We start from the raw sequence: 24226 nt of genomic DNA on the forward strand, positions 1-24226 counted from the left end.
GAAATTGTCGGTTAGTTGTTTATTTCCAGGGAAACACCGTGCTCGACCGCAGCGTTCAGTCGTCCACCAGATCGAAGTCGGCAAACAAGCCGTCCGCCGTCAGGAAAACCAGCAGCGTACGCTCCGGCTGGATGCCGCTGACGTGGAAGGCAAGGACGCTGTCCACCTTGCTGCCATGCCGTTCGATCGCGCGGCCTGCAACAGCTTGCTCGTGCAAAAAAGTCAGCGACTTCACATTGGCGAGTTCGCCAATCGCCTGCGTGCCAAAGTTGCTCTTGATGCCAGATGTCGCAAAGTCCGAATTGGCCAGGGCGCTGCCGCCACGCGCAATGTCGGCCAGCAAGGCTTGCACACTCCGGGTACGCGCAGGCTTGGGGTCGGTGCGCGCTTTCAAGGTGTGCATCAGCGGGCCGATGCGCGGCGCCGTGCTGGCTTTGTCCTTGGTCGTCACGACGACGCCTGTCACCTCGCCCTGTGCATCGACGGCGAACGCCAGTTCGCAATTGCGCGACGTCGAATGGAAGCGGTGCGCGCCGACAGGCACGAAAGTTTCGTCCGGCAAGCCATCGTAAATGCTGCGCAGCTGGCCCCCCTGCATATCGAAGGTGCCTATCGTGTTGTTCGCCAACTCGTAGCGGCCCGTGTAGCGGCCGAGCGCCCTGGCATCGATCTTGATGGCGGGCTGCTTGCGCAAGACGGCGTAATCGGCATCCGGCCAGCGATAGGCGCGGCCGATGGCGTCGGTCAGGCGGTCCATCATGCGGGAATTGTCATTCGCGTTAATCATGATCACGGCGCCCTGGCCCGTGCGGGAAAATGCCGTCAACACGGTGTCGAAGCCTTCGTCACGCCCGCCGTGCGAGAAGCGTTGCGCGCTGCCGCTGCCGTGCAGGAAGACGCCCAGGCCCGCGTTCTCTATTTGCGGGGTCAGCATCTGTTGCGTCAAGGCTGCCGAAATGACCGGATTCGACGTGCCGGCCAGCGATTGCTGCACGCCGATGGCGAAGCGCGCCAGGTCCGACGCGTTGGTCCATAAACCGGCCGCCGCCATTTCCGGATACACATGCCAGCGTCCCGCCACCAGGCTGCGGTCGGCAAGGTGGCCGCTGGCATTCAGGCGCGCGCGCTCGGCTGGCGGCGGTTGCACATAGGAACTCTCATGCATGCCCAGGGGCGTGAGGACCGCGTCGCGCATGTAGTCGGGATACGCCTGGCCGCTCACGTCGGCCACCGTTTGTTGCATGACGGTATAGCCGCCACCGGAGTAACGCACCTTGCTGCCTGGAACCATGTCAACGCGGATGGGTGCCGTATTCGCCGGTTGCTCGCCGTTCAGCACCTGGATCACGGTGGGCAGCGGCGCATTGCTGGCGTAGCCGGGGAAGCCGTGCACGGTCAGCCCCGCGTTGTGGCTGAGCAGCCTGCGCAAGGTCACCTTCTGTTCGGCCGTCAGGGCGCTGTCCGGCAGCTTCCACGTGAGCAGGCGGGGATTGACGTCTTCGTCAAGGCCAAGCTTGCCCTGCTCTACCAGGTGCAGCGCCCCCAGCGCGGCAACCGGCTTGCTGACCGAACCGGCCTGGAACAGCGTGTGCGGGCTAACCGGCGTCTTGCCGCCTTTTTCCGTGACACCGTACCCTTGCGCCCTGACAATTTTGCCGTTCTCGATGATGGCCAGCGACAGTCCGGGGATTTGCCGCATCGTCATTTCAGCCTTGATGATGTCGTCCAATGCGTCCGCCCGGGCGCCACTTGCGAACAACAGGGGAAGGACCAGTGCCAGGGGATAAACTCGCATGAACGATTCTTTCAACGGTGATGGACGGATGCCAGGAAGGAAACGTTGACGATACGTCAGCGCACCCTGCCGCCATGCGGGATTGCGACAGGCCGTCAAATATCAGTCATGGACGGTCATTTTCCCGGATGAATTGCGGCCCGCATTTGCTGGCGCGGCGAATTCCGGCTGCTTGCCGCCGTTGGCAGGTTTTGCGCCGTTGTGGGCCTTCACGAATCGCCGGTACTTGAAATATTCTGCACCATACTTAGCTCCCAGTGCTTTTGCCATTTTTCTGAATCGTCCTGATCGAACCAGCCAGCTACGTAAGAGGATATTTCATCCGCATCCTGCAAGTTCGATTCTGCCAAATATGAAACTGTCGCTTGAAATCCCGCCCCAATAAAAAATTCCACGCCCATTGATGTTCCGACATCCATATTTATATGCTTTGCTACCCAAAGGCTATGGATATCGCTTGTGCTGCCGAGGCGATAAAGCAAGAAGGCACAACGATAAATTCCTTCGTAAGAATCACCATCATCCTTAATTGTCCCATTCCAAAGCGCAATTCTATACTGCACTTCCTTCTCGAAGACTTGTCGAATTAGCGTGGAGTATGGCGCGAGTGGCCGCTCCAGCAGAATTTTGTAGAGTTGTTGGCGTACCCGCGGCGAGTCGAGTTCACTCTCGCTGTCAGGTGTTGGAAATCCCTGGGAATGTTCAAAACACGCAAGAATTTTTTCAGCGCGCAAGAAGGATATTCTATTTGTTTCTGCAGACCTGTTTTGACCTGTCTCAACGTCAACCTGCGCCACAATCTGAGGCGTGATAGGCAATTCTGGCGTATTTTTACGCTTAAAAAAATTCCACATTCAACTTGGCCTTTTCCGTGTGAAAGCCGCCCACGCAAGCAGCACAATGCCGGCAACGACACATCCGGCCAGACTCACGGCGGCACCAAACATGTACCACGCCACATCGAATCCGTGACTGTAGAATGTTCCGACAAATGGGCCGCTCACCAGCCAGATCAACGCCGCCAATTTCAGCAGAAAGTACGTCGCTTTACGGAGCGGGCGAGCAAGGCGCATCTGTTGAATAGCAGCCATGCCCATGACTGAACAAGCCAAGCCAGCCGCAATGATCAAGCGTGAAAACGAATACTCCATGTCGCAACCTGACTTGTAGCTGAGCCAGCTGGCCCAGAAATTGAAAGACCGCGTAAAAGACCGTGGGGCTGCCGGTCATCGATCCTTGTCTACTTCTCGTAGATGGCCGGTCGGTTAATCTGCAAGAATAATTTGGGATTTTCCGGCGTCGAGAAGCCAAGCTTCTCATACAACCAATCGGCAGTCGTGGTCGCTAGAAGCAGCCGCCGGTAGCGGTCGACGCCAGGATAGCTCAGCATGCACTCGACAAGCCAGCGGCCAAGTCCCTTGCCACGATATTCTTCAATCACGAAAACGTCCGCCATGTAGGCAAAAGTAGCGTAATCGGTAATTAACCGGGCATATCCGACCTGCCGGCCTCTATGGTACAGACCAAAATTGAGACTATTCTTGACCGCCTCAGCCACGGTCTCCTCGTCAATTCCACGAGCCCAAGTGCTGCGGCTGAGATTCTCATGTATCACGTCGAGCTGTAACAATCCGTCTTCAGCAGAAACCTGGTAGTCCTCTTTCATCCAATTCATTCTTGATCCTGCATATCTAGTAAGTTGTGATGTGGGCATATAGGAGCAATGATGGCAAAGGCCTCTTTATACGAGGGAACAAATGCACACCACTGCCCGCTCCTGGCCGCCAGCGGACGATTACCATACCTCAGCAAAGATTTTATTACCATCCTGATAAAAAGAGATTTCTCAATCCCTTATATCACAGTGGCAAGGCGCCGATAAATTCTAAGGTGAACGGAAACAATCACTGCCCGAGCAGCTGTTCCAGTCTTTGCTGCTCCCCCGCCGTCACAAACCACGCCGCCTGCCAGCGCTGCGTGCGCTGTGCCTGGATGGACTCCGGCGCGCACCACGGCGGATACACGCGCAGCGCGCGCTTGCCGCCCTGGGCGGCGCGCGACATCACGCCGCGCTTGATCAGCACGCTGCGCGGGAAGATGAAAAAACCGTGCCGCGCGCCAACGTCGTCAGCCACGGCGATGATGACGATGTCGACGGGGTCCGCTTCATCCAGCGGGGCGATGTCGGCGTCGGGATGGGGGCGCTTCCAGACGGTGACGAACTGGCCGATCTTCGTCGGCGTGGTTTTCGCCACGCGCAAGACCAGGCGCTTGCCATGCAGCTCGGCGCGGCAGGCGCCGTAGTCCACGCTTTCCGCTTCCGGCACGGGCGCTTGCGGCAAGCCCAGGAAAGCCCAGGGACTGGCCTTCATTGCGCGCTGAACTCGGCTGCGGCCTTGGCCGCCCACAGCGCTTCGGCATGGCTGGCGAACGGGCTGTCATAACCGTCGACCTTGCCATCCTCGTCGACAAAGTACAGCCACCAGCCGTCGCCCTGCTCGCGGATGGCCGTCTGGCCCGGTGCGCAATGGGATTCGATGGCATCGCCAGCGGCCAGGGTGGCGATGCGGATGCCGCGGTGAACAAGATGCTGGGGTGTCATGGCAAAATAGCTAATGCAAAATAAATAATGGCGATAGTGTAGCCGCCGCGGCCCATCCTGGCCAGTGCGCTACACTGTTCTTTCACACGGAGGACGACATGGCATCACAGCAAGGCACGGTGGATTTTTTGCTCGACCAGATGGCGGGCGCGGGCAGCATCAGCGCGAAAAAAATGTTTGGCGAGTATGGCTTGTATTGCGACGGCAAGATGTTCGCCATCGTCGCCGACGACCAGCTGTTCATCAAGCCGACGGACGCGGGCCGCGCCTGGATCAGCGCACAAGGCACGCTGCTGGAAGCGCCGCCCTATCCGCAAGCCAAGCCGTATTTCCTCATCGATGGCGGGCTGTGGGACGAACGCGACTGGCTGAGCCAGCTGGCGCGGCGCACGGCGGACGCCTTGCCGCTGCCGAAACCCAAGCCGCCGCCCAAGCCCAGGAAGCAAGTATCAGCTAGTTAAGACGCTGTTTTCGCACGCCTTGCCCTGGCGGAAGCACGCGAGGTTGTGATACGTGATGGCGGCGATCTCGCGCAGCGCTTCCATGGTGAAGAAGCCCTGGTGGCCCGTCACCAGCACGTTCGGGAAGGTCATCAATCGCTGGAAGATGTCGTCGTCGATGATGTCGGACGAGCGGTCCTGGAAGAACAGATTGCTTTCCTGCTCATACACATCGATGGCCAGGGAGCCCAGCTGGCGCGATTTGAGCGCCTCGATGACGGCGCCCGTGTCGATCAAGCCGCCGCGCGACGTATTCACCAGCATGGCGCCCTTCTTCATCAGCGGCAAGGTTGCTTCGCTGATCATGTGGCGCGTGCTGTCCATCAGCGGGCAATGCAGCGAGACGATGTCGGACTCGGCCAGCAGCCGCGGCAACTCCACCATCGTGCCCAGGTCCGCGAACGCGGGCGCCGGATACGGGTCGTGGCCCAGCACCGTGCAGCCAAAACCCTTGAAAATGCGCGCCGTGGCCAGGCCGATCTTGCCCGTGCCGACGATGCCGACCGTCTTGCCGTGCAGGGTGGCGCCCAGCAAGCCGTCCAGCGAGAAATTGCCTTCGCGCACGCGGGCGTAGGCGCGGTGCGTGTGGCGGTTCAGGGTTTGCACGAGGGCCAAGGTGTATTCGGCCACGGCTTCCGGCGAATACGCGGGTACGCGGGCGACGAACAGGCCCAGGCGCCTGGCCGCTTCCAGGTCGAGGTTGTTGTAGCCGGCGCAGCGCAGCAGGATGGCGCGCACGCCGTAGCCATGCAAGGCTTCCAGCACGGGCGCGTCGAGCACGTCGTTGACGAAGACGCACACGGCATCGGTCCCTTGCGCCAGGACCACGGTTTCCTGGCTCAGCAAGGCGCTGTGGTAGACCAGTTCGATGCCGGCGGAATCGGGCTGGGCCGGCAAGGCTTCGTCGAAGAAACGGCGGTCGTAGGGCTGGCTGGCAAAGAAGGCGATTTTCATGGGGAGTCCTGGAACTTGCTGGATGGCAAAACATTATCATAGCGCAAGCGCCCTGCCCCACGCCGTACGGCTGGCGCCGTCGGTCGCCTATTTGGGTTCGCGGGGCAAGGTCAGCGCGTGGCGCAGGTAGGCCGTTTCCTCGGCGTGCTGCGCGTGGTAGCGCTCGCGCGCGGCGCGCATGGCCGCCTGGTGGGCGTCGATGCTGGCCTGCGTCAGTTCCACGCCGAAGTCCGCCGGCGGCGGCTCCGGGCCGCCGAACAGGCGCGCCAGGATGAAGCGGCCCACATTGTCGCGGTAGTGCGACGCTTCCCAGTAATAGCGCATCTCGCGCGCGCCCGTCACTTGGGGGATCGGCTCGCTGGTGATGCTGTTAAAGCCGGAAAAATCCAGCAGGCGCACGTCGCAACCCTGGCGCCGGTAGCGTCCGGCCATGTTCGCCAGGTCGCGCTGCCACGCTTCCATGGCAGCCCACTTGCCGCGCCAGTACAGGGCATCGAGCGTGAGCGCATGCGTGGGATTGATGTACAGGCGCAAGCGCGTGCCGCCGCGACACAGTTTCCCCACGCTCGCATCGAAGGCGTGCAGCGCGGACGCCGTGGGGCCCAGGCCGTCGCTGAATTCCTGCAGGCGCGGCGTGAACGCGCGCGCCGTGCCGGTCCAGGTACGGTTGCGGCTGGTGAGGCAGGATTCGTCGCGCTGGCCGTGCAAGGCCAGGCTGGACAGGCACACGCCGTCATAGCTGCCGCTGAGGATGCGCCAGGTGTCGCGCGTCATGTCGACCGTCAGGCCGCGCTTGATGTTGAGCAAGGCACGCCGCGCGAAAAACGCGGGGCCGGGGTCCGTCAGGCCCGGCTCCACGCCGGCCGAGCCCAGTTCCAGCGAGAACGAAGGCGCGTCGATGCCCCACACCATGGTGTCGACATGGCTGACCCTGGCCGCATGCTCGGCCAGGCGCATGGCTTCGCCGATGGAAGCGCCCGACACGGCGCTGTTGAAGACGCTCTTGCCTGCGAACAAGGTGCGCACGCGATGCGTCGGCAAGCCCATTTCCGTGCGCGAATTGCCGATGTAGACGACGGCCGGCCGGTAGCGCGCCACGGCATACGTCTTGCCCCACACGCTGAGCTTTTCGGTCGTCGGCCGCAATCGCTGCAGCAGCGGGCTGTCCCACTGGTGCAGCAGATATGGATCGACGTGGTAATTGACGGCGGACACGAGGGCCAGCGCGGCCAGCACGCAGGCGAAGAAGATGGCGAGGTAGCGGCGGGCGGTGGTATCCATGGTCGGCACGGGAAGTAACAACATGAGTAGATAAATGGCGTTCAGCGCCGGATCAGCGGCCCGTCCAGCACCCGCCGCGCATAGGCCGCCTCGCGCGCGTGTTCCACGCCATAGCGGTCGCGCGCCGCGCGCATGGCCTCCTGGTGGTCGTCGACGTTGGCCTGCGTCAGCTCCACGCCGAAATCGGCCGGCGGCGGCGTGTCGCCGCCGAACAGGCGCGCCAGGATCAAACGGCCCACATTGTCCCGGTAGTGCGACACTTCCCAGTAATAATGCATGTCGGGCTTGCCGCTGACGAGCGGGGTCGCTTCCGTCGTGATGCTGTTGAAGCCGGAAAAATCATGCAGGCGCACGTCGCAGCCGTGCAGGCGGTGGCGCTCGACGAGCTGCACCAGTCCCCGCTGCCAGGCTTGCATGGCATCCCACTTGCCGCGCCAGTGCAGCGCGTACAAGGTCAGCGCGTGCGTGGGGTTGATGTACAGGCGCAGGCGCAGGCCACTGCGGCACAACTTGCCGATGCTGGCGTCGAGCGCCAGTGTCGAGGGCGGCGTCGGCCCCAGTCCGTCGCCGAATTCCTGCAGCCGCACGGGAATGGCGTCCTTCGTTCCCAGCCAGTGCCGCATGCCCTTGCGGGTGCACGTCTCGTCGCGCTGCCCGTACAAGGCCAGGTTGGAGCGGCAGACGTCGCCGGCCTTGCCCGTGAGGATGCGCACGCTGTCTTCCGTCATGTCCAGGGTCAGGCCCCGCTTCAGGTTGACCAGGGCGCGCCGGGCGAAAAAGCCGTGCTCGGCGCCCGTCAGGCTGTCTTCCACCCGCGCCGCGCCCATGTCCAGGGAAAAAGTGGGCGCGTCGACGCCCCACACCATGGTCTCGACGCGGCTGACCCTGGCCGCATGCTCGGCCAGGCGGATGGCGTCGCCGATCGAGGCGCCCGACACGGCGCTGTTGAAGACGCTCTTGCCGTCGAACAAGGCGCGCACGCCCGTCGGCAAGCCCAGTTCCGTGCGCGAATTGCCGATGTAGATGACGGCCGGCCGGTAACGCGCCACGGCGTAGGTCTTGGCCCAGGCGCCGAGCTTTTCATTGAGCTGGCGCGGGCGCTGCAGCAAGGGACTGTCCCACTGGTGCAGCAGATAGGGGTCGACCTGGTAATTGAGCAAGGAGACGGCGCCCAGCACCAGGCAGACGCAGGCGAAAAAGCCGGTGAGGTAATGGCGGGCGGCGGTATCCATGCTCAGAACTGGAAGTAGAGAAACTCGGTGACCCGGTTCATGCCGAAGATGCAGGCGATGAACAGCGCGGCGAAACCCACGCTCCAGCGGCGCGTGGGGCGCCAGCTGAAGGCCCAGCGCCCTGCCGGCTGAAAGATTCTTTCAATGGCAGGCTCGTAGAGAAAGAATATTTCTTGCGTATTCGGCGCCTTGAAGGCCAGCAACATCGCCGCCAGCAGCACGGGCAAGCCCGGCCCCGCCAGTTCGATCCAGCGGATGCCGTCGAACGCGGGATGCAGGCCCCACTGCGCCAGGCTGGTCCCATGGCTGGCCAGGCCGCGCGGCAGGCTCACGCCGTTCGCGCCCACCAGCGCGCCCGCGATATCCCAGGCCGTGGCCACGTCGGGCGCGCGAAAAAAGATCCAGGCCAGCATGACGGCAAGAAAAGTCAACAAGCCCGGCCACCAGCGCAGCCAGCGGTACGCCCGCGCCGCGCCGAACACGCGCTGCCACGCCTGCTGCAGCACCAGGTACAGGCCGTGCAAGCCGCCCCAGATGACGAAAGTCCAGCCGGCGCCATGCCACAGGCCGCCCAGCAGCATGGTCAGCATCAGGTTGCGGTAGCGCATGACCTCGCCGCGCCGGCTGCCGCCCAGGGGAATATACAGATAGTCGCGCAGGAAACGCGACAAGGTCATGTGCCAGCGGCGCCAGAAGTCGGCGATATTGGCCGCCTTGTACGGCGAATTGAAGTTCAGCGGCAATTTCACGCCGAACAGGCGCGACAGGCCGATGGCCATGTCGGAATAGCCGGAAAAGTCGAAATACAGCTGGAAGGTGTAGGCCAGCACGCCGATCCACGCTTCGATCAGGGTGGGCGTGGCGCCGGCCGCGAAGACGGGAATGGCCAGCGGCGACAGGTTGTCGGCGATCAGCACCTTCTTTGCCAGGCCGATGGTAAAGATCGACAGGCCGATGGCGAAATTGGCTGCGCGCGGGTGGGCGTTGGCCGGGTCGGCGAATTGCGGCATCATGTCGCGGTGGTGCAGCACGGGCCCGGCGATCAGGTGCGGAAAGTAGCTGACGAACAGCACGTAATGGATGAAACGGTATTCGCGCACCTCGCCCCGGTAGCAATCGACGAGGAAGGCGATCTGCGTGAAGGTAAAGAACGAGATGCCAATCGGCAGGATGATGTCGAGGCCGGACCACGGCAGGCTGCCAGCGCCAGCACCAGCAAGCCCGGCGACGGCATTCACGCTGTCGATGAAGAAATTCGCATATTTATAGTAGGCGAGCAAACCCAGGTTCAGCGCCAGCGCCGCCAGCAGCACGCGCTTGCGGGCCGCGCCTGCGCGCGCGCCGATCAGGCGCCCGGCGCCATAATTGACGCAGATGGACGCCAGCAGCAGCGGCAGGTAGCGCACATCCCACCAGGCATAGAAGAACAGCGATGCGCCGGCCAGCCAAGCGGCCGGCGCCAGGCGGCGCCAGCTGGCGGGTGCGCCGGCGGTGGCCCAGCGGTCCAGCAGGAAATAGCCGGCCAGCACGATGGGCAGATAGCCGAACAGGAAGGCGAAGGAATTAAACAGCATGTTGCCTCCTGGCAGGCAGCGACTGCGCCTGGTAATAACACTCGGCGATCTGCGCCGCCACCCGTTCCCACGTAAAACGTTCCACCAGCGCTTGCACGCGGGCGCGTCCGGGGGGCAGCGCCAGCAATGCGAGGATGGCCTGGCGCTGCGCGGCGCCATCGTCCCAGCGCACCTTGCGCAGCGCAAACGCGGAATCGGGCAAGTCCAGCGCGCTTTGCGCCGTCATGACGACGGGCGTGCCGGCCGCCAGCGCTTCGAGCACGCTCAAGGGAAACACTTCGCCCTGGCTGGGCAAGGCCGCCACGGCCGCCGCATGGTAGGCGCTGGCCAGCAGCGGGTCGGCGTGGTCGAGCGCGCCCAGCCAGCTGACGTGCGGCAAGTCCAGCAATTGCTGCAGATACGCTTGCTGTTCGCGCGGCGCGGCGCCGATCAGCACCAGGGGCAAGCCGGCGCCCGCCAGCGCCTGGGCCAGCCCCAGCTGGTTTTTATACGGCGAAATGCTGCCCACCATCAGCACGAACGGCCCCGCGATGCCCGTCTCGCGCAGGAACAAGTCGCCATTGGCCGTGAAGAAATGCGGGTTGATCCCGTTCGGCAAGACGCGGATGGCTTGCGCCAGCATGCCGAAACCGTGCACGATGGCGTCGCGCTCGGCCTCGCCCAGGGCGATCACCACGTCGGCCAGCTGCAAGGCGCGCCGCGTCTGCGCATAGCTTGTCTGCACCATCCATTCCGTCAAGCGCCCCGCCAGCCGGTCGGCCAGCCGCGCGCGCCAGGCGCTGGCCCGGCCCCAGCCCGGCGACAGCAGCGGCGACAGCACCACGGGCACGCCTTGCTCGCTGGCCATTTCCATGATGCGGTAGGTGCCGTTGCTCGCCGAAAACACGTGCAGCACGTCGAAATCGGCCAGCCGCTGATGGTTGGCGTCGACCAGCTGCACGGCCAGGGGACGCGCCGGCAGCTGGGGCAACCGGTTCAGCGCGGCAATGGTTTCGCGTACCTGGATCTGCAAGCCGCCGTCGCGCTGGAACAGCATCGGGTAGGACAAGATACCGACACGCATGGTCATCCTTTCGTCCATTTGACTGCCAGCCAGCGTCCCGCCAGCTTGCGTTGCAATAACAAAAATTCTCCGGCCAGCTCATGCTGCAACAGGAAAATCCCCGCCAGCCAGCACAGCAAGGTGACGAGCGCCGTGCCCGCCAGCGCCAGCAGTGCCGGCGTGTCCACGGGCAGCCACAGCAGCGCAGCGACGGGCGCGACACTACTGACGCCGCAGAGCAGCAGGCTCTTGCGCAAGGCCCGCGCCAGGATGCGCCAGTCCAGGGCGCTCAAGCGCCGCAGACAGCCGTAGTTCAGCCAGCTGCGCAGCACGTTGCTGAGCACCACGGCCCAGGCCACGGCCACCAGGCCGAACGGCGCCGCGGCCAGCAGCAGCGCCACCTTGATGCCGCCGGCGCAGGCATCGAGCCGCACTTGCGCCTGCAGCTGCCCCGTCGCCACGAACAGGTAGCGGGCCATGCTGAACATGCTATACACGGCCGAGGACAGGCACATGATGCGGATCAAGGGCACACAGCCTAGCCATTGCGAGCCATACAACACCTTGACCAGGGGCAAAGCCATGCAGGCGAGAAAGAGAAAAAACGGCCAGGCCAGCGCCGTCATGTAGCTGATCGTGCGCAAATACACGAGTTCCGCCCCGCCCTGCCCCCCTTCCCCGCGGGCACGCGCCGCGAACAGGGGAAACACGACGGGAGAAATGGCGCTGGTAATGGCCTGGTTGAAGATATTGAGCACGCTTTGCGCCTTGCCGAACAGGGCCAGGCTTTCAATGCCGATCAGCTTGCCTATGATCAGGTCCGGCGCCGCCACGCCCGCCTCGTCGACGAGGCCGCCCCCCGTCGCATACGCGCCAAAACGGCCGATGGCGCCCATGCCCCGCCGTCCCGGCAGCCACGGCAGTTCCTTGGGACGCACCAGCAGGCTCACCAGCAGCGACGCGCAGGAACCGGCCAGCGCCGCCCACACCATGCTCATGTAACTGCAGCCCTGCAGCGCCAGCAGCACGGCCACCAGCAGGTTGACGGCGCTATTGGCCGCGTTGATGGCGTAGATGGCGCGAAAGCGCAGTTGCCGGCGCAGCATCGGCAAGGTCAGCGCGCTGAACGGGATCAAGACAAAATTGATGGCCAGCAGGCGCAGCACGAGGGTCAGCCGCGGTTCGCCATAGAATTGCGCGAGCGGCGCGCTGGCCAGCAGCACCACCCCCGCCAGCAGCCAGGCGACGAGCAGGCTGGTGGCCAGCGCGGCCCGCAATTTCACCGTATCGAGCTGCTTTTCCTGGATCAGGTATTGCCCCACGCCAAAGTCGCGCACCACTTGCGCCAGCGCCACCAGCACGGCGCCCAGCGAATACACGCCCACCTCGGCCGGCGTCAGCAGGCGCGACAGCACCATGGTGGCGATGATGCCCAGCAGCAGCACCGTGTATTTTTCGGCGAAGGAAAAGAAAAACGAATGGCGGGTGGCATTCATCCGCGTGACCGGCGCCTACACGAGACCGGCATAGAACTGGCGCAGCTGGCGCTCCAGGCGCGGCATCGAATAGCGCTGCACGGTTTCTTCACGGGCCAGCCGTCCCATGCGGGCGCGCCGTGGCGCATCCATCAGCAGCTGCGCCACGGCCGCGCAGGCGGCGTGTTCATCGTCCAGCGGCAGCAGCAAGCCGCCGGCGCTGTCGTGCAGGATATCGTGGGTTCCAGGCACATCCGTCCCCACGGCCGGCACGCCGCACGCCATCGCTTCGATGGTGGCGATGCCGAAACCCTCATTTTTGCTCAGCAACACATGCAGGTCGAAGGCGGGCATCAGCCATTCGACGCGCTGCTGGAAACCGGCAAACACGACTCTGTCCTGCAAGCCCGTCTGTTGCGCCTGCAGCCGCAGCATGGCATCCAGCGGCCCCGTGCCCACGAGCACCAGATACAAATGGGGAAACCGGGGCGCCAGGCGGGCGAACAGGGCCAGCAGCGCTTGCGGGCGCTTCTGTGCGGAAAGCCGCGCCACGCAGCCGAGCACGAGGGCGTCCGGCGGCAGCCCCAGCTGCTTGCGCGCCAGTACTCTCCGCTCCGGCGAGACGATGAAGGTCTCCGTATCGACGCCGTTGGGAATCACGGCCAGCCGCGTTTCCGGCGCCAGCATGTCGCGGTACAGGTCGAGGAAATGCTGCATGGACGAGGCCGACACGGCATACACGCCCTTGACGGCGCGAAACGCTTCCTGCAGCCGGGGCCGCTGCCAGTCGCTGAACGGTTCCAGGGGAAACGCATTGTGCACGCTGATCACGGCCGGCAGCCGGCATTGCCGGGCCAGCCACAGGATGGAAGCACCATATGCCGTCCAGCAAAACGCCACGTGGACGATGTCGGGCCGCAGCCGCCGCAACCGCCACGCGCCCGTGACCTTGGCGCGCAGCCAGTTCCAGCGCCGCCAGGCCCAGTGTTCGAGAAACAAGGGCGGCTCATACACGCACACCTGCAGCTGCTGCGCGCGCAAGCCTTGCGCCCATTGGTTGAAACCGGGAAAGCGCCGCAGGGCCAGCACGCTGTCATAACCGTTCGCGCCCAGCATCTTCGCCTCTTGCGCCATGCGCAGTTCCATGCCGCCCAGCTCGCCCGAATAACTGCTGATGATGATGCGCGGCAAGCGTTTGCGCCGTCCCCGCCACGCTTCATGGAAGAAGCCGCGCAGCCAGGCCCGTTCCCACTGGCGCAGGAACAGGTCGGCGTGGTCGCGCCGCAGCCAGGCCCGCACGGCGCCCAGGGTATCGCGCACGTATCTGCCCAGCATCCAGCGCGGCACGCCGAATAACTCCACGCTGGGGGCGAGGGTCGCCAGCCGGCATTGGCCACGGCCGAACAGCATGGCGCGGCGCAGTATCCAGGCGCGCCGCACTTGCGGGGCGCGGATGATGTGCGCCACTTGCGCCCGCGGACAGAACCAGGAAGGGTTGCCGGCCGCATGCATCTCCAGGTTGAGCCGGGTTTCGCTGCCCATGGCGTAATTGGCGCCCTGCGGGCCGATGCTTTCGTCATAGCGGGCGCCCGCCTCGAAGATGCGGCGGCGTATCGCCATGTTGGCGCCCCAGACGAGGCCAGGATAGACGGGGGCGTCGCGCAAGTCGGCGCTGGTGATGCCCCACGTCAAGCCGACGGGCGTCAGGCGCAGCAGCCACTCCTCCGGTTGCTGGCGCCAGGCGGGCACGATGGCGCCGCCGAACAGGGCGTAGCCGGGGTGGGCGCGCGCGCTGTCCTGCAGGCGGCACAGCCAGTCGGATGCGGGCATGGCGTCGTCGTCGCCAAACACGAACAGCTCGCCGCCGTCGCCGCCCTGGCGCAAGGCGTGTTCGACGGCGCCGTTCAGGGCGGGACTGCGTCCCCGCCGCGCCACGTAGAGATAGCTCAAGGGCAAGCGGCCGCGAAAGGCGGCGATCACCCGGGCCGTGGCGTCGGTGCTGCCATTGTCGGCGATGACCAGCCGCCAGCCGCCCCTGGGCGACTGCAAGCCCATGTAGGCGCGCAATACCTGGGGCAAGGTGCCGGCGCCATTGTAGGTCGCCATGAGAACGGTCAACAAGGACATGCCTCCTTGGTCTTACCATGACAAAACTGATTGGCAGTTTCAACAACGCCGGGCGGTATTGAACCAGTGTACTGAGCCTGCCCGCCAGCCCGTTGACAGGCATCAAGACCTTGGCAAGCCGGGCAACACCAGGAGCGTCCCCCTTCATGCGCGACATATTGATCACCGTCATCATCCTGGGTTCGCTGCCCTTCATCCTGAAGGCGCCGGCCATCGGCGGCCTGATGTGGGTCTGGGTCAGCGTCATGAACCCGCACACGCAGGGCTGGGGTTTCGCCACCCACATGCCGTTCGCCTTCATCATCGCCATCGCCACCCTGCTGGGCCTGCTCATGACGCGCGAACCGAAGAACCTGCCGCTGACCCCCGTCAGCGTGCTGCTGCTGCTGTTCGTCGCGTGGATGAACGTGACGGCGCCGTTCGCCCTGCTGCCCCAGTCGTCGTGGGTGCAGTGGAACAAGGTCATGAAGATCATGCTGATGAGCTTTGTCGTGATGATGGTGATACGCTCGCGGCGCGACATCGTGCGCCTGGTCTGGGTGCTGGTGGGCTCGATCGGCTATTACGGCGTGAAAGGCGGCATCTTCACCATCCGCAGCGGCGGCACGGAACGGGTGTGGGGGCCGGAAGACACGTTTATCGGCGATAACAACGCGCTGGCCCTGGCCCTGATCATCACCATCCCCCTCATGTATTACTTGCAGCAAAACACGGACCGGCGCTGGCTGCGCCACGGCTTGTCCGGGGCCATGCTGCTGTCGGCCCTCGCCGCGCTGGGCTCGTATTCGCGCGGCGGCTTGCTGGCCATCGCCGCCATGGGCCTGTTCATGTGGCTGAAAAGCGACCGCAAGCTGGTGCTGGGCGCGCTGCTCGCCGCGGTCACGCCGCTGTTGCTGGCCTTCATGCCCGAACGCTGGGCCGAACGCATGGACACCATCAATACCTACCAGGACGACGAGTCCGCCATGGGCCGCCTGAATGCGTGGCGCATGGCCTGGAACCTGGCGCGCGACCGCTTTTCCGGCGGCGGCTTCGACGTCTCCGACGCCGCCGTCTTCGCCCGCTATGCGCCGGACCCCATGGATGTGCACGCGGCGCACAGCATCTACTTCCAGGCGCTGGGCGAACACGGCTTTATCGGCTTGCTCATTTATCTGGCGCTGGGCATCGCCACCTGGCGCACGGCGGCCGCCATCATCCGCCGCACGCGAGGCAAGCCGGACCTGCGCTGGGCGCACGGCCTGGCCACCATGAGCCAGGCCAGCCTGATCGGCTTTGCCGTGGGCGGCGCCTTCCTCAGCCTGCTGTATTTCGACATGCCCTACTACCTGATGGCCGCCCTGATCGCCACGCGCATCGTCGTCGAGCAGCAGGCGCCGGCCCCGACATCGCGCCAGGCCAAGCCCCGCACGGCCATCGCGGAGCAGCCATGACGGCCGCCTTGTCCATCCTGATCTACCACCGCGTGCTGGCGCGGCCCGACCCGCTGTTTCCCGGCGAAGTCGATGCGGCCCTGTTCCAGCGCCAGTTGCGCCTGTTAAAGCGTTTCTATACGCCGCTGCCGCTGGGCGATGCCGTGCGGCGCCTGCAGGATGGCAGCCTGCCGCCGCACGCCGCCTGCATCACCTTCGACGACGGCTATGCGGACAATGCGCAAGTCGCCCTGCCGCTGCTGCAGCGCCACGGCTTGCATGCCACGTTCTTTATCGCCACGGGCTACCTGGACGGGGGACAGATGTGGAACGACACGGTGATCGACGCCGTGCGCCAGGCGCCAGGCGCCGTGCTGGACTTGCGCGCACAGGAATTGGGGGCTTTCCCCGTCGCCACCCTGGCGCAGCGGCAGGCGGCCATCGCCGCCTTGCTGGGCCGGCTCAAATACCTGCCCTTTGCGCAGCGCCAGCGCCTGGCCGTGCAGATCCGCCGCCAGGCGGGCGCCCGGGCAAGCGCGCCAGCCATGCTGAGCACGGCGCAACTGCGCCAGCTGCACGGGGCCGGCATGACGCTGGGCGGGCACACGGCCAGCCATCCGATTCTATCGACCCTGGCGGAGCGGGCCGCGCAGCTGGACATCGCGAATGGCAAGCAGCAGCTGGAAAGCCTGGTCCAGGCGCCCGTCACCCTGTTTGCCTATCCGAACGGCAAGGCCGGGCGCGATTATGGCGCGCCGCACGTGGCGATGGTCAAGCGCCTCGGTTTCCAGGCGGCCGTCGCGACGGACTGGGGCGTGGCGCGCCCCGGCGCGGATCTGGACCTGCTGCAGCTGCCCCGCTTTACGCCGTGGGATCGAGGACGGCTGGCGTTTCTGTGGCGCATGCGGCAAAACCGCCGGCAAGCGCACCCAGCGCGCCCGGATGCTGGCTGAGCCACTGTTCCAGCATCAGCAGCAGCCACACCATGGTGCCGTGATAGGCCGGGTGTTCCGCCAGCAAGCGCCCTTGCAGATCGTTGATGAAGGCGGGCCGCACGATGCCGCGTCCGCGCAGCTGCGTCAGGTTGTCGAAGGCAAACTCGCGCAGCGGCACGTGGCTGTGCAGCCACTGGCCGAAAGGCAGGCCGAAGCCGTGCTTTTTCTTGCGCACGATGGCCGGCGGCAAGATCTCGGCCAGCGCCCGCTTGAAGAACGGCCGCAAATTTTGTCCGTCGAGCTTGTCCCGCGGCGCCAGGCGCGCGGCAAACGCCACCATCGCATCGTGCAGGAAAGGAAACGCCGCTTCCACGCCGGCCAGCTCGCACGCCTTGCGCACCTTGAACAAGTCGTTGTCGGCCAGGGTGAAGCGCATGTCCAGGGCCAGCAGCTCATTGATCTGGCTCAAGCCCTGGCCTTGCCGCTCCCAATACGCGCCATTCACGCAGCCAGGCGCCATGCCGGGGTCGATGGTGTCGATGAAGCCAGTTTCCAGCACCGTGCGGTAACCATGGCGCAGCAGCAAGTTGTAGCCGTCGAGGCGGGCCGGCAGCGGCAAGCTGGCTTGCTCGATGTAGCGGCGCGCCTTGTCGCCCAGCCTCCACGGTTTACCTGTCTGTTCACGGAACAGCAGCGGTTCGATGATGGCCTGGCGCAAGATGACGGGCAAGCGCTCGTACTGCGACAGCAGGGCCTGGTGCGCATAGCGCTCGTTGCCGCCAAACAGTTCATCGCCGCCGTCGCCGCCCAGCAAGCGCGTCACGCCATCCTCGCGCGCCATCTGCGCGCAATAGTAGGCGGGAATGGCCGAGGCATTGCCGAAAGGCTGGTCGAAAATGGCCGCCATGGCGGGGATGGCGGCCAGCACGTCGCCTGGCGTCACATAGCGTTCGTGGTGCAGGCTGCCCGCATGGCTGGCCGCCAGGCGCGCATACGCCATTTCATCATAGCCGGGAAAGTCGAAGCCGATGGAATACGTGCGCGCAGGCCGGCCCGTCACCTGCCCCATGATGGCGGCCAGCGTGGAACTGTCCGTACCGCCGCTGAGAAACGCGCCCGTGTCCGCCCCATCCGCGCCCAGGCTGCTTTCCACGGCCAGTCGCAGCAGGCGCAGGAATTCCTGCTTGTTGCTGGCGAAGGTGGCCCGCGTGCGCGCCGCCGGCTCCTGGAAGGCCAGCTGCCAATAGCTGCCCTTGCATTGCTTGCCGCCCCGCATATGCAGGTATTCGCCGGGCAGCAGGCGCTGCTGGCCCAGGTAAGCCGTGGCCGGGCCCGGCACCATGTGGAAGTACAGGTAGTGATACAGGGCCTGCGGATCGAGCGCGCCCCGCACGGACGGATGGGCCAGCAAAGCGTCCGCCGAGGAGGCAAAGAACAGGCCTTGCGCATTGCTCGCATAGCTGAGCGGATGCATGCCGGCGCGGTCCACGGCCAGCAAAGCCGAGCCGGAAAAGGCGTCGAGGATGGCCAGCGCGAAGGGTCCGGACAGGCTGGCGCAAGCCGCCACGCCCCGGCTCAGCCACAGGGAAGCGAGGCGGCACGCCACGTCGTCGGCCGAACCGTCGAGCTCGGGCCGGCCCCACAGGGCCACTTGCAAGCCATCTTGCTGATACACATGGCGGCTGCCGTCGATGGCGGCCACGGCCACGCCGCCCACTTCGCTCAAGCTGCTGGCCAGCGGCGCGCCATCGAAACGCGACAGGGGCGCCGCCATGCTTGCCAGCGCGGTCGCCGCGTTGGGCGCGGCGCCATCGGACGCCATGCCGCCCTGCGCAGCGGCAAGGCTGGCAGCGCCGTGCGCCACCGCGCCAGGCGCGGCCAGCCAACCGCACAGGCCGCTCATACGAGCACCTCGGCCGGCAGCGGATGGCCGAGAAACGCCGTCGGGCTGGCCGTCAAGCCGTAGGCGCCCGACTGGAACACCACCACCAGGTCGCCTTCCTCGGCGCGCGCCATCTCCATTTGATCGGCCAGCAAATCCAGCGGCGTGCACAGCGGCCCCACGACGGACGCCACTTCGCGCGGCCCGCCCAGCAGCCGGTTGCCGATGGCGACCGGATAATTCTTGCGTATCAGCTGGCCAAAGTTGCCGGATGCGGCCAGGTGATGGTGCAAGCCGCCATCCGTCACGAGAAATACCTGCCCATGCGACACCTTGCGCTCAAGCACCTTGCACACATACACGCCCGCCTCGGCCACCAGATAGCGTCCCAGTTCCAGGTTCAGGCGCGCGCCGGGCGCTTCCTGGCCCAGGATGGCGAGCTGCCGCTGCAAGCCTTCGGCGACAAGCGCCAGGTCCAGCGCCTGGTCGCCGGGAAAATACGGCACGCCGAAGCCGCCGCCGATATTCAGGGTGCGCAAGGGCGACGGCGCGCTGTCGGCCAATTGCAGGGCCAGTTGCACGCTGAGCGCCTGCGCCTCGGCCAAGGCTGACGCCGACAGGCTTTGCGAACCCGCGTACAGGTGAAAACCGTGAAAATCCAGTCCCAGCTGGCCGATGCGCCCCAGCAGCGCCGGCACCAGGGCCGCATCGACGCCGAACGGCTGCGCCCCGCCGCCCATGCGCATGCCCGTGCGGCGCAAGGCGAAATCGGGATTCACGCGCACGGCCACCCTGGCCGTCAGGCCCAGCCGTTCGCTGGCCAGCGCCAGGCGTTCCAGCTGGGCGCCCGATTCCACGTTGACCAGCACGCCCGCGGCCACGGCCCGCGCCAGTTCCCCATCGCTCTTGCCCGGTCCCGCAAAACTGATGCGTTCGGCCGGCATGGGCGTATCGAGCGCGGTGGCCAGTTCGCCGCCGGACGCCACGTCGATGCCATCGACCAGGCCCGCCAGCGACTGCACCACGGCCGGCATGGGGTTGGCCTTCATGGCGTAATGCACGTGCACGCCGGCGGGCAAGGCGGCGCGCAAATCCGCCACGCGCCGCGCGATGTGCGCCCGTTCATAGGCATAGAACGGCGTACTGCCCACCCGCTGGGCCAGCCGGCGCAGGGAAACACCGCCCAGCTGCAGCATGTCGTTTTCCACCGCGAACTGGCGCAGCGGTTGGTGCGATGGCAATTCCGTATTGTTCGAGCGTATCAAGTCCTTCATGCCGCATCTCCTGATTGGACCGCATACGCATGCGCCAGTTCCCTGGCCAGCAAGGGGCGGTCGATCTTGCCGTTCGGGTTGCGCGGCAACACGCCGTCGCGGATCTCCACCCACAGCGGCACCATATAGCTGGGCAGGCGCGCGCGGCAGGCGGCCAGCACGCTGTCGCGCAGCAAGACGACGCCCGGCGCGGGCGTGACGAGCAAGGCGATGGCCTGGCCCAGCACGGCATGGGGCAAGCCCAGCGCGGCCGCCTCGCCCACCAGCCCGCTCGCATACACGACTTCCTCGATCTCGGCCGGGCTGACCCGGTAGCCGGACGTCTTGATCATGTCATCGCTGCGGCCCACGAAATACAGGTAGCCGTCCGCATCGCGGCGCACCGTGTCGCCCGACCAGACGGCCAGTTCCGGCAGCACCAGGCCGCTCGCCTGGGGCGGCAGCGGCTTGAAGCGCTCGGCCGTGCGCGCCGCATCGTTCCAGTAGCCGAGCGCCACCAGCGCGCCACGGTGCACGAGCTCGCCCGGCTCGTCCGTGTCGCACGCGCTGCCGTCCGGGCGCAGCACCAGCACTTCCGCGTTGGGGATCGCTTGCCCGATGGAATCGGGGCGCCGCTCCAGCTGTTCCGGCGCCAGGTAGGTCGAGCGGAACGCTTCCGTCAAGCCATACATCAGGTACACCTGCACGCGCGGCAGCGACTGGCGCAACCGGTCGAGCGTGGCGCGCTGCATCACGCCGCCCGAATTGGTGATATAGCGCAAGGGCGTGGACAAGGGCCAGCTCAGCTGCGACAGCTGCACCCACAGGGGCGGCACGGCGGCCAGGCCCGTGATGGCTTCCTGCTCGACGGCTTCGACGATATCGCGCAGCAGCAGGTAATTCATCAGCACGGCGCAGGCGCCGCTGGCAAACGCCGTCGTCAGCTGGCTCAAGCCGTAGTCAAAACTGAGCGGCAAGACGCACAGGATGCGGTCTTGCGGCGTATTGCGCAAATAGCCCGACACGCTGAGCGCGCCCGCCAGCATGTTGCGGTGCGACAGCACCACGCCTTTCGGCCGCCCCGTGCTGCCCGAGGTATATAGAATGGCGGCCATGTCCGCGTCGATCGCCGCATGCGGCCGGGGCGCGGACGCGCCGGCGGGCACGTTGGCGGGCACATTTGCGGGAACGGCGGTCCACGCCAGCACGCGCACCTTGCCCAGGCGCGATTCCGGCAGTGCTTCGCCCGTCAGCAGCACCGTGCGCAAGTCCGGACAGGCGGCCAGCGCGGGGCCCAGCTGCGCCAGGCGTTCGCGCGACGTGACGAGGATGTCCACGTTGCAATCGGCCAGGATGTACGCCACCTGCTCCGGCCTGAGCAGCGGGTTGACGGGCACGAACACGCCGCCGGCCGCCGCCGCGCCAAACATGGCGCTGACGTTTTCCGGGCGTTTTTCCAGGTACACGGCCACGCGCGCGCCACGCTGCAAGCCCAGGGCCAGCAGGGTGCAGGCCGCCTCGCGCACGGATTGCGCCAGCGCGGCATAGTGCATTTCTTCTCCCTGCCACGACAGGGCCGGCGCCTGCGGCGCGCGCTGCGCCGTTTCAAAGATCAGATCGTGTATCAGTGTCGCCATCGTGTCATCCCCGGGTTGCCATGATTGCCATGCATTCCCCTATGATTCAGACAAACGGCCACAGCGGTCTTGATTTTGATCAATTAACAGTTTCAGCAACACAGCTTGAGCCGGCGCAAGACCGCCGCTGGCCGCTGCGCTCTAATGGACAGCGTTGGCTGCATAGCCGCCCCATCCGTTACCGCCATGGCCCTGTCCCCGCAATTTCCCCTGCTGCAACGACTGGCCGCCAGCCTCGATCAACTGGGCTGGCGCGACAGCGCCTGGCTGGCCGTGGCGCGCTTGCTGGCGATGGCGCCGGGCGGACGCTGCGCGCTATATCGCTACCAGTTCGTCGCGCAGGCCGTGGCGCCCGGTTCGCTGTGCCGCGGGCGCGGCCAGTCGATCAAGGTGACGCCCTGCCTGGCGGAAGCGGACTTGCCGCCCGGTCCCGAACGCCGGCCCGGCGCCCTGCGCGAGCGCTACCGGCAAGGCGCGCAATGCCTGGTGGCGCGCGACGCGTCGGGCATGCTGGGCTGGATCTGGCTGCTGCGCCACGGCTACCAGGAAGACGAGGTGCGCGCCCGCTATGCGCTGGCGTCGCAGCAGTCGTCGTGGGACCTGGACGTGTGGGTGCATTCCGAACGGCGCGGCGGCCTCGTCTTCGCGCGCCTGTGGGAAGAAGCCAACGCCGTGCTGCACGCGCAGGGCGTGCGCTGGACGTGCAGCCGCATCTCGCGCTTCAACCGCGCCTCGCTGGGCGCCCATGCGCGCCTGGGCACGCACGCGCTGGGCACGGCCACCTTTCTTCGCTGCGGGCGCTGGCAAGCGATGGCCGCCAGCCTGCCGCCGTATCTGCACCTGTCGCGCCGTCCCGACGATATTCCCTGCCTGGCCTTCGATACGTCTTCCCTGCCGCACTACCCTTCCCTGGAGCTGACATGCCGCATCTTGAAGCAGTAAAGCACATCCTCGACACGACGCTGGGCTTGAACGGGCGCGTGCTGGAAGCCCACACGCCGCTGCTGGGCAGCGTGCCGGAACTCGACTCGATGGCCGTGATCGGCGTGATCGCCGCGCTGGAAGACCATTTCGGCATCGCGGTCGCCGACGACGACATCCATGCGCGCCACTTCGCCACCGTGGGCACCCTGCACGATTTCGTGTTTGCAAAGCTGCGGGCATGAACCGCGCCGCCCTCGACGCCCTGCCGCTGCTGCCCTTCTTCCTGCCCGCCAGCGGCGGCCAGCGCTACTGCCTGCTGCACCTGCCGCCGCCGGGCCAGGCCGCGCGCGGCGGCATCCTCTACGTGCATCCGTTCGCGGAAGAGCTGAACAAGAGCCGCCACGTGGCCGCCGCGCAGGCGCGCGCCTTTGCCGCGGCCGGCTACAGCGTGCTGCAGATCGACCTGTTCGGCTGCGGCGACAGCAGCGGCGACTTTGGCGAAGCGCGCTGGGACATCTGGCACAACGACCTGCACCTGGCTTGCGCGTGGCTGGCGCAGCGCGTCGACGGCCCGTTGAGCGTATGGGGCTTGCGCCTGGGCGCCCTGCTGGCCCTCGATTTCGCCAGCCGCGCGCCGCTGCCCCTGGCGCGCTTGCTGCTATGGCAACCGGAACTCGACGGACGGCGCAGCATCGACCGCTTCCTGCGGCTGCGCCTGGCGTCCCACATGCTGGCCGGGGCCTCGCAGGAAGCGCCCGGCCAGGCGCGCGCCGCGCTGGCGGAAGGTGAACCTGTGGAAGTGGCCGGCTACCTGCTGGCGCCCGAACTGGCGCAGGCCATCGACGGTGTCAACGCGTCGACGCTGCTGCCTTGCGTGCCCGTCTACTGGCTCGATTACCGCGCGGCGGAGCAAAAGGACGCCTGGTCGCCGCCGCTGCTGGCGCGGCAATGGCGCAAACGCGGCGCCGCCGTGCACGTGGCCAGCTTCGATGACGGCCCGTTCTGGCACAGCGGCGAGCTGCTCGCGTGTCCGCAACTGCTGTACGCCACGCGGGAACTGTGCCGCGACTGGCTCGACGAGGAAAGGCCCGCGCCATGAAGCGCGACGACAGCCGGCAGCACCCCGCGGCGCACGCCGTGCGCGAGCTGGCCCTGCGCTTTCGCAGCGCAGCCGAAGACGAGGAGGCGCAGGCGCGCCTGGCCGGCATCCTCAGCCTGCCCGACGCGCCTGGCCCGCGCGGCGTCCTGATCGTCACGGGCGGACCGCAGTACCGGGTCGGCAGCCACCGCCAGTTCGTCCTGCTGGCGCGCGCGCTGGCCGCGCAAGGCTGGCCCGTGCTGCGTTTCGACTTGCGCGGCATGGGCGACAGCGAGGGCGGCGCGCGCGATTACCGCGCCGCCGGTCCCGACATCGCCGGGGCGCTGGCACAATTCTTCGACGCCGTGCCATGCTTGCGCGAAGTGGCGCTGTGGGGCTTGTGCGACGGCGCCACGGCCGCCGCCTGCCATGCGCCGCGCGACGCGCGCGTCAAGGCGCTGGTCTTGCTCAACCCGTGGGTGCGCAGCAGCGCCGGCCTGGCGCGCGCCACCTTGCGCCATTA

Annotated in this window: 23 protein-coding genes; 7 read left to right on the forward strand and 16 right to left on the reverse strand. The window is 66.1% G+C overall.

The window, feature by feature from the left end:
- Positions 1-55 precede the first annotated feature (55 nt).
- From CLU94_RS27765 to CLU94_RS27785, 6 genes are all read right to left on the reverse strand, one after another.
- Positions 56-1795 (reverse strand): serine hydrolase, encoded by a 1740-nt coding sequence (locus CLU94_RS27765; RefSeq protein ID WP_099668073.1) that lies wholly within the window; start codon positions 1793-1795, stop codon positions 56-58.
- A 209-nt stretch (positions 1796-2004) separates the two neighbouring features.
- A complete protein-coding gene (locus CLU94_RS28265) occupies positions 2005-2649 on the reverse strand; it encodes a hypothetical protein (RefSeq protein WP_143451580.1) in 645 nt (214 codons plus the stop codon).
- A complete protein-coding gene (locus CLU94_RS27770; protein ID WP_099668074.1) occupies positions 2650-2946 on the reverse strand; it encodes a hypothetical protein in 297 nt (98 codons plus the stop codon).
- 89 nt (positions 2947-3035) lie between these two features.
- On the reverse strand, positions 3036-3470 hold the full coding sequence (locus CLU94_RS27775; protein WP_099668075.1) for a GNAT family N-acetyltransferase: 435 nt from the start codon (positions 3468-3470) through the stop codon (positions 3036-3038).
- A 229-nt stretch (positions 3471-3699) separates the two neighbouring features.
- On the reverse strand, positions 3700-4167 hold the full coding sequence (locus CLU94_RS27780) for a MepB family protein (RefSeq protein WP_099668076.1): 468 nt from the start codon (positions 4165-4167) through the stop codon (positions 3700-3702).
- Positions 4164-4397 carry a hypothetical protein gene (locus tag CLU94_RS27785; RefSeq protein WP_099668077.1) on the reverse strand — a complete coding sequence of 78 codons (234 nt, stop codon included), beginning with the start codon at positions 4395-4397 and terminating at the stop codon, positions 4164-4166. Before CLU94_RS27785 ends, CLU94_RS27780 begins: the two co-directional genes overlap by 4 nt.
- A gap of 98 nt (positions 4398-4495) precedes the next feature.
- On the opposite strand from CLU94_RS27785, the gene CLU94_RS27790 reads away from it, so the two are divergent.
- Positions 4496-4858, forward strand: coding sequence for a TfoX/Sxy family protein (locus CLU94_RS27790; protein ID WP_099668078.1), 363 nt, complete (start codon positions 4496-4498; stop codon positions 4856-4858).
- Here the strand turns inward: CLU94_RS27790 and CLU94_RS27795 are convergent.
- The 7 genes from CLU94_RS27795 to CLU94_RS27825 form a co-directional block, all read right to left on the reverse strand.
- A complete protein-coding gene (locus CLU94_RS27795) occupies positions 4847-5851 on the reverse strand; it encodes a 2-hydroxyacid dehydrogenase (protein ID WP_099668079.1) in 1005 nt (334 codons plus the stop codon). The two genes, CLU94_RS27790 and CLU94_RS27795, sit on opposite strands and share 12 nt — an antisense overlap.
- A gap of 87 nt (positions 5852-5938) precedes the next feature.
- Complete coding sequence (locus tag CLU94_RS27800) at positions 5939-7132, reverse strand: hypothetical protein (RefSeq protein WP_099668540.1); 1194 nt, start codon at positions 7130-7132, stop codon at positions 5939-5941.
- Positions 7133-7173: 41 nt separating this feature from the next.
- Positions 7174-8364: a hypothetical protein gene (locus CLU94_RS27805; protein ID WP_099668080.1), complete on the reverse strand. Its 1191-nt coding sequence runs from the start codon at positions 8362-8364 to the stop codon at positions 7174-7176.
- A 2-nt stretch (positions 8365-8366) separates the two neighbouring features.
- Positions 8367-9938, reverse strand: a complete 1572-nt coding sequence (locus CLU94_RS27810) for an MBOAT family O-acyltransferase (RefSeq protein WP_099668081.1) — start codon at positions 9936-9938, stop codon at positions 8367-8369.
- The gene (locus CLU94_RS27815) at positions 9928-11001 is read right to left on the reverse strand and encodes a glycosyltransferase family 4 protein (RefSeq protein ID WP_257219038.1); all 1074 of its coding nucleotides are present in this window, start codon (positions 10999-11001) and stop codon (positions 9928-9930) included. Before CLU94_RS27815 ends, CLU94_RS27810 begins: the two co-directional genes overlap by 11 nt.
- Before the next feature lie 2 nt (positions 11002-11003).
- Positions 11004-12476 carry a lipopolysaccharide biosynthesis protein gene (locus CLU94_RS27820; RefSeq protein WP_099668082.1) on the reverse strand — a complete coding sequence of 491 codons (1473 nt, stop codon included), beginning with the start codon at positions 12474-12476 and terminating at the stop codon, positions 11004-11006.
- A gap of 15 nt (positions 12477-12491) precedes the next feature.
- The gene (locus CLU94_RS27825; protein ID WP_257219040.1) at positions 12492-14576 is read right to left on the reverse strand and encodes a glycosyltransferase; all 2085 of its coding nucleotides are present in this window, start codon (positions 14574-14576) and stop codon (positions 12492-12494) included.
- A 152-nt stretch (positions 14577-14728) separates the two neighbouring features.
- Here CLU94_RS27825 and CLU94_RS27830 point away from each other — a divergent pair, with 152 nt between their 5' ends.
- Entirely contained in the window at positions 14729-16015 is a 1287-nt protein-coding gene (locus tag CLU94_RS27830) for a putative O-glycosylation ligase, exosortase A system-associated (protein WP_099668084.1), read from the forward strand.
- Positions 16012-16947 (forward strand): polysaccharide deacetylase family protein, encoded by a 936-nt coding sequence (locus tag CLU94_RS27835; protein ID WP_099668085.1) that lies wholly within the window; start codon positions 16012-16014, stop codon positions 16945-16947. The genes CLU94_RS27830 and CLU94_RS27835 overlap by 4 nt, the downstream gene beginning before the upstream one ends.
- Here CLU94_RS27835 and CLU94_RS27840 read toward each other — a convergent pair.
- The 3 genes from CLU94_RS27840 to CLU94_RS27850 are packed head-to-tail and all read right to left on the reverse strand — an operon-like array spanning position 16856 to position 21701.
- Entirely contained in the window at positions 16856-18832 is a 1977-nt protein-coding gene (locus CLU94_RS27840) for an asparagine synthetase B family protein (protein ID WP_099668086.1), read from the reverse strand. The genes CLU94_RS27835 and CLU94_RS27840 overlap by 92 nt on opposite strands.
- The gene (locus CLU94_RS27845) at positions 18829-20085 is read right to left on the reverse strand and encodes a pyridoxal-dependent decarboxylase, exosortase A system-associated (RefSeq protein ID WP_099668087.1); all 1257 of its coding nucleotides are present in this window, start codon (positions 20083-20085) and stop codon (positions 18829-18831) included. The genes CLU94_RS27840 and CLU94_RS27845 overlap by 4 nt, the downstream gene beginning before the upstream one ends.
- Positions 20082-21701 carry an acyl-CoA ligase (AMP-forming), exosortase A system-associated gene (locus CLU94_RS27850; RefSeq protein ID WP_099668088.1) on the reverse strand — a complete coding sequence of 540 codons (1620 nt, stop codon included), beginning with the start codon at positions 21699-21701 and terminating at the stop codon, positions 20082-20084. Before CLU94_RS27850 ends, CLU94_RS27845 begins: the two co-directional genes overlap by 4 nt.
- Positions 21702-21887: 186 nt before the next feature.
- Between CLU94_RS27850 and CLU94_RS27855 the strand changes: the two genes are divergently transcribed.
- The 4 genes from CLU94_RS27855 to CLU94_RS27870 form a co-directional block, all read left to right on the forward strand.
- On the forward strand, positions 21888-22643 hold the full coding sequence (locus CLU94_RS27855) for a GNAT family N-acetyltransferase (RefSeq protein ID WP_099668089.1): 756 nt from the start codon (positions 21888-21890) through the stop codon (positions 22641-22643).
- A complete protein-coding gene (locus CLU94_RS27860; RefSeq protein ID WP_099668090.1) occupies positions 22622-22867 on the forward strand; it encodes an acyl carrier protein in 246 nt (81 codons plus the stop codon). Before CLU94_RS27855 ends, CLU94_RS27860 begins: the two co-directional genes overlap by 22 nt.
- Positions 22864-23724 carry a hydrolase 2, exosortase A system-associated gene (locus CLU94_RS27865; protein WP_099668091.1) on the forward strand — a complete coding sequence of 287 codons (861 nt, stop codon included), beginning with the start codon at positions 22864-22866 and terminating at the stop codon, positions 23722-23724. The genes CLU94_RS27860 and CLU94_RS27865 overlap by 4 nt, the downstream gene beginning before the upstream one ends.
- Positions 23721-24226: hydrolase 1, exosortase A system-associated (locus tag CLU94_RS27870; RefSeq protein WP_099668092.1), on the forward strand; the 506-nt coding region annotated here is incomplete at its 3' end. The genes CLU94_RS27865 and CLU94_RS27870, both read left to right, overlap by 4 nt.

This window comes from Janthinobacterium sp. 13 (assembly GCF_002749695.1).
Classification (GTDB): domain Bacteria; phylum Pseudomonadota; class Gammaproteobacteria; order Burkholderiales; family Burkholderiaceae_D; genus Janthinobacterium; species Janthinobacterium kumbetense.

Excerpts from the sequence above, each read along its gene's own strand:
- CLU94_RS27830 (WP_099668084.1), top strand. The coding sequence starts at position 14,729 with ATGCGCGACATATTGATCACCGTCATCATCCTGGGTTCGCTGCCCTTC.
- CLU94_RS27790 (WP_099668078.1), top strand. The coding sequence starts at position 4,496 with ATGGCATCACAGCAAGGCACGGTGGATTTTTTGCTCGACCAGATGGCG.
- CLU94_RS27865 (WP_099668091.1), top strand. The coding sequence starts at position 22,864 with ATGAACCGCGCCGCCCTCGACGCCCTGCCGCTGCTGCCCTTCTTCCTG.
- CLU94_RS27780 (WP_099668076.1), bottom strand. The coding sequence starts at position 4,167 with ATGAAGGCCAGTCCCTGGGCTTTCCTGGGCTTGCCGCAAGCGCCCGTG.
- CLU94_RS27775 (WP_099668075.1), bottom strand. The coding sequence starts at position 3,470 with ATGAATTGGATGAAAGAGGACTACCAGGTTTCTGCTGAAGACGGATTG.
- CLU94_RS27835 (WP_099668085.1), top strand. The coding sequence starts at position 16,012 with ATGACGGCCGCCTTGTCCATCCTGATCTACCACCGCGTGCTGGCGCGG.
- CLU94_RS27765 (WP_099668073.1), bottom strand. The coding sequence starts at position 1,795 with ATGCGAGTTTATCCCCTGGCACTGGTCCTTCCCCTGTTGTTCGCAAGT.
- CLU94_RS27850 (WP_099668088.1), bottom strand. The coding sequence starts at position 21,701 with ATGGCGACACTGATACACGATCTGATCTTTGAAACGGCGCAGCGCGCG.
- CLU94_RS27840 (WP_099668086.1), bottom strand. The coding sequence starts at position 18,832 with ATGAGCGGCCTGTGCGGTTGGCTGGCCGCGCCTGGCGCGGTGGCGCAC.
- CLU94_RS27855 (WP_099668089.1), top strand. The coding sequence starts at position 21,888 with ATGGCCCTGTCCCCGCAATTTCCCCTGCTGCAACGACTGGCCGCCAGC.
- CLU94_RS27795 (WP_099668079.1), bottom strand. The coding sequence starts at position 5,851 with ATGAAAATCGCCTTCTTTGCCAGCCAGCCCTACGACCGCCGTTTCTTC.
- CLU94_RS27845 (WP_099668087.1), bottom strand. The coding sequence starts at position 20,085 with ATGAAGGACTTGATACGCTCGAACAATACGGAATTGCCATCGCACCAA.
- CLU94_RS27815 (WP_257219038.1), bottom strand. The coding sequence starts at position 11,001 with ATGCGTGTCGGTATCTTGTCCTACCCGATGCTGTTCCAGCGCGACGGC.
- CLU94_RS27805 (WP_099668080.1), bottom strand. The coding sequence starts at position 8,364 with ATGGATACCGCCGCCCGCCATTACCTCACCGGCTTTTTCGCCTGCGTC.
- CLU94_RS27810 (WP_099668081.1), bottom strand. The coding sequence starts at position 9,938 with ATGCTGTTTAATTCCTTCGCCTTCCTGTTCGGCTATCTGCCCATCGTG.
- CLU94_RS27820 (WP_099668082.1), bottom strand. The coding sequence starts at position 12,476 with ATGAATGCCACCCGCCATTCGTTTTTCTTTTCCTTCGCCGAAAAATAC.
- CLU94_RS27770 (WP_099668074.1), bottom strand. The coding sequence starts at position 2,946 with ATGGAGTATTCGTTTTCACGCTTGATCATTGCGGCTGGCTTGGCTTGT.
- CLU94_RS28265 (WP_143451580.1), bottom strand. The coding sequence starts at position 2,649 with ATGTGGAATTTTTTTAAGCGTAAAAATACGCCAGAATTGCCTATCACG.
- CLU94_RS27860 (WP_099668090.1), top strand. The coding sequence starts at position 22,622 with ATGCCGCATCTTGAAGCAGTAAAGCACATCCTCGACACGACGCTGGGC.
- CLU94_RS27800 (WP_099668540.1), bottom strand. The coding sequence starts at position 7,132 with ATGGATACCACCGCCCGCCGCTACCTCGCCATCTTCTTCGCCTGCGTG.
- CLU94_RS27785 (WP_099668077.1), bottom strand. The coding sequence starts at position 4,397 with ATGACACCCCAGCATCTTGTTCACCGCGGCATCCGCATCGCCACCCTG.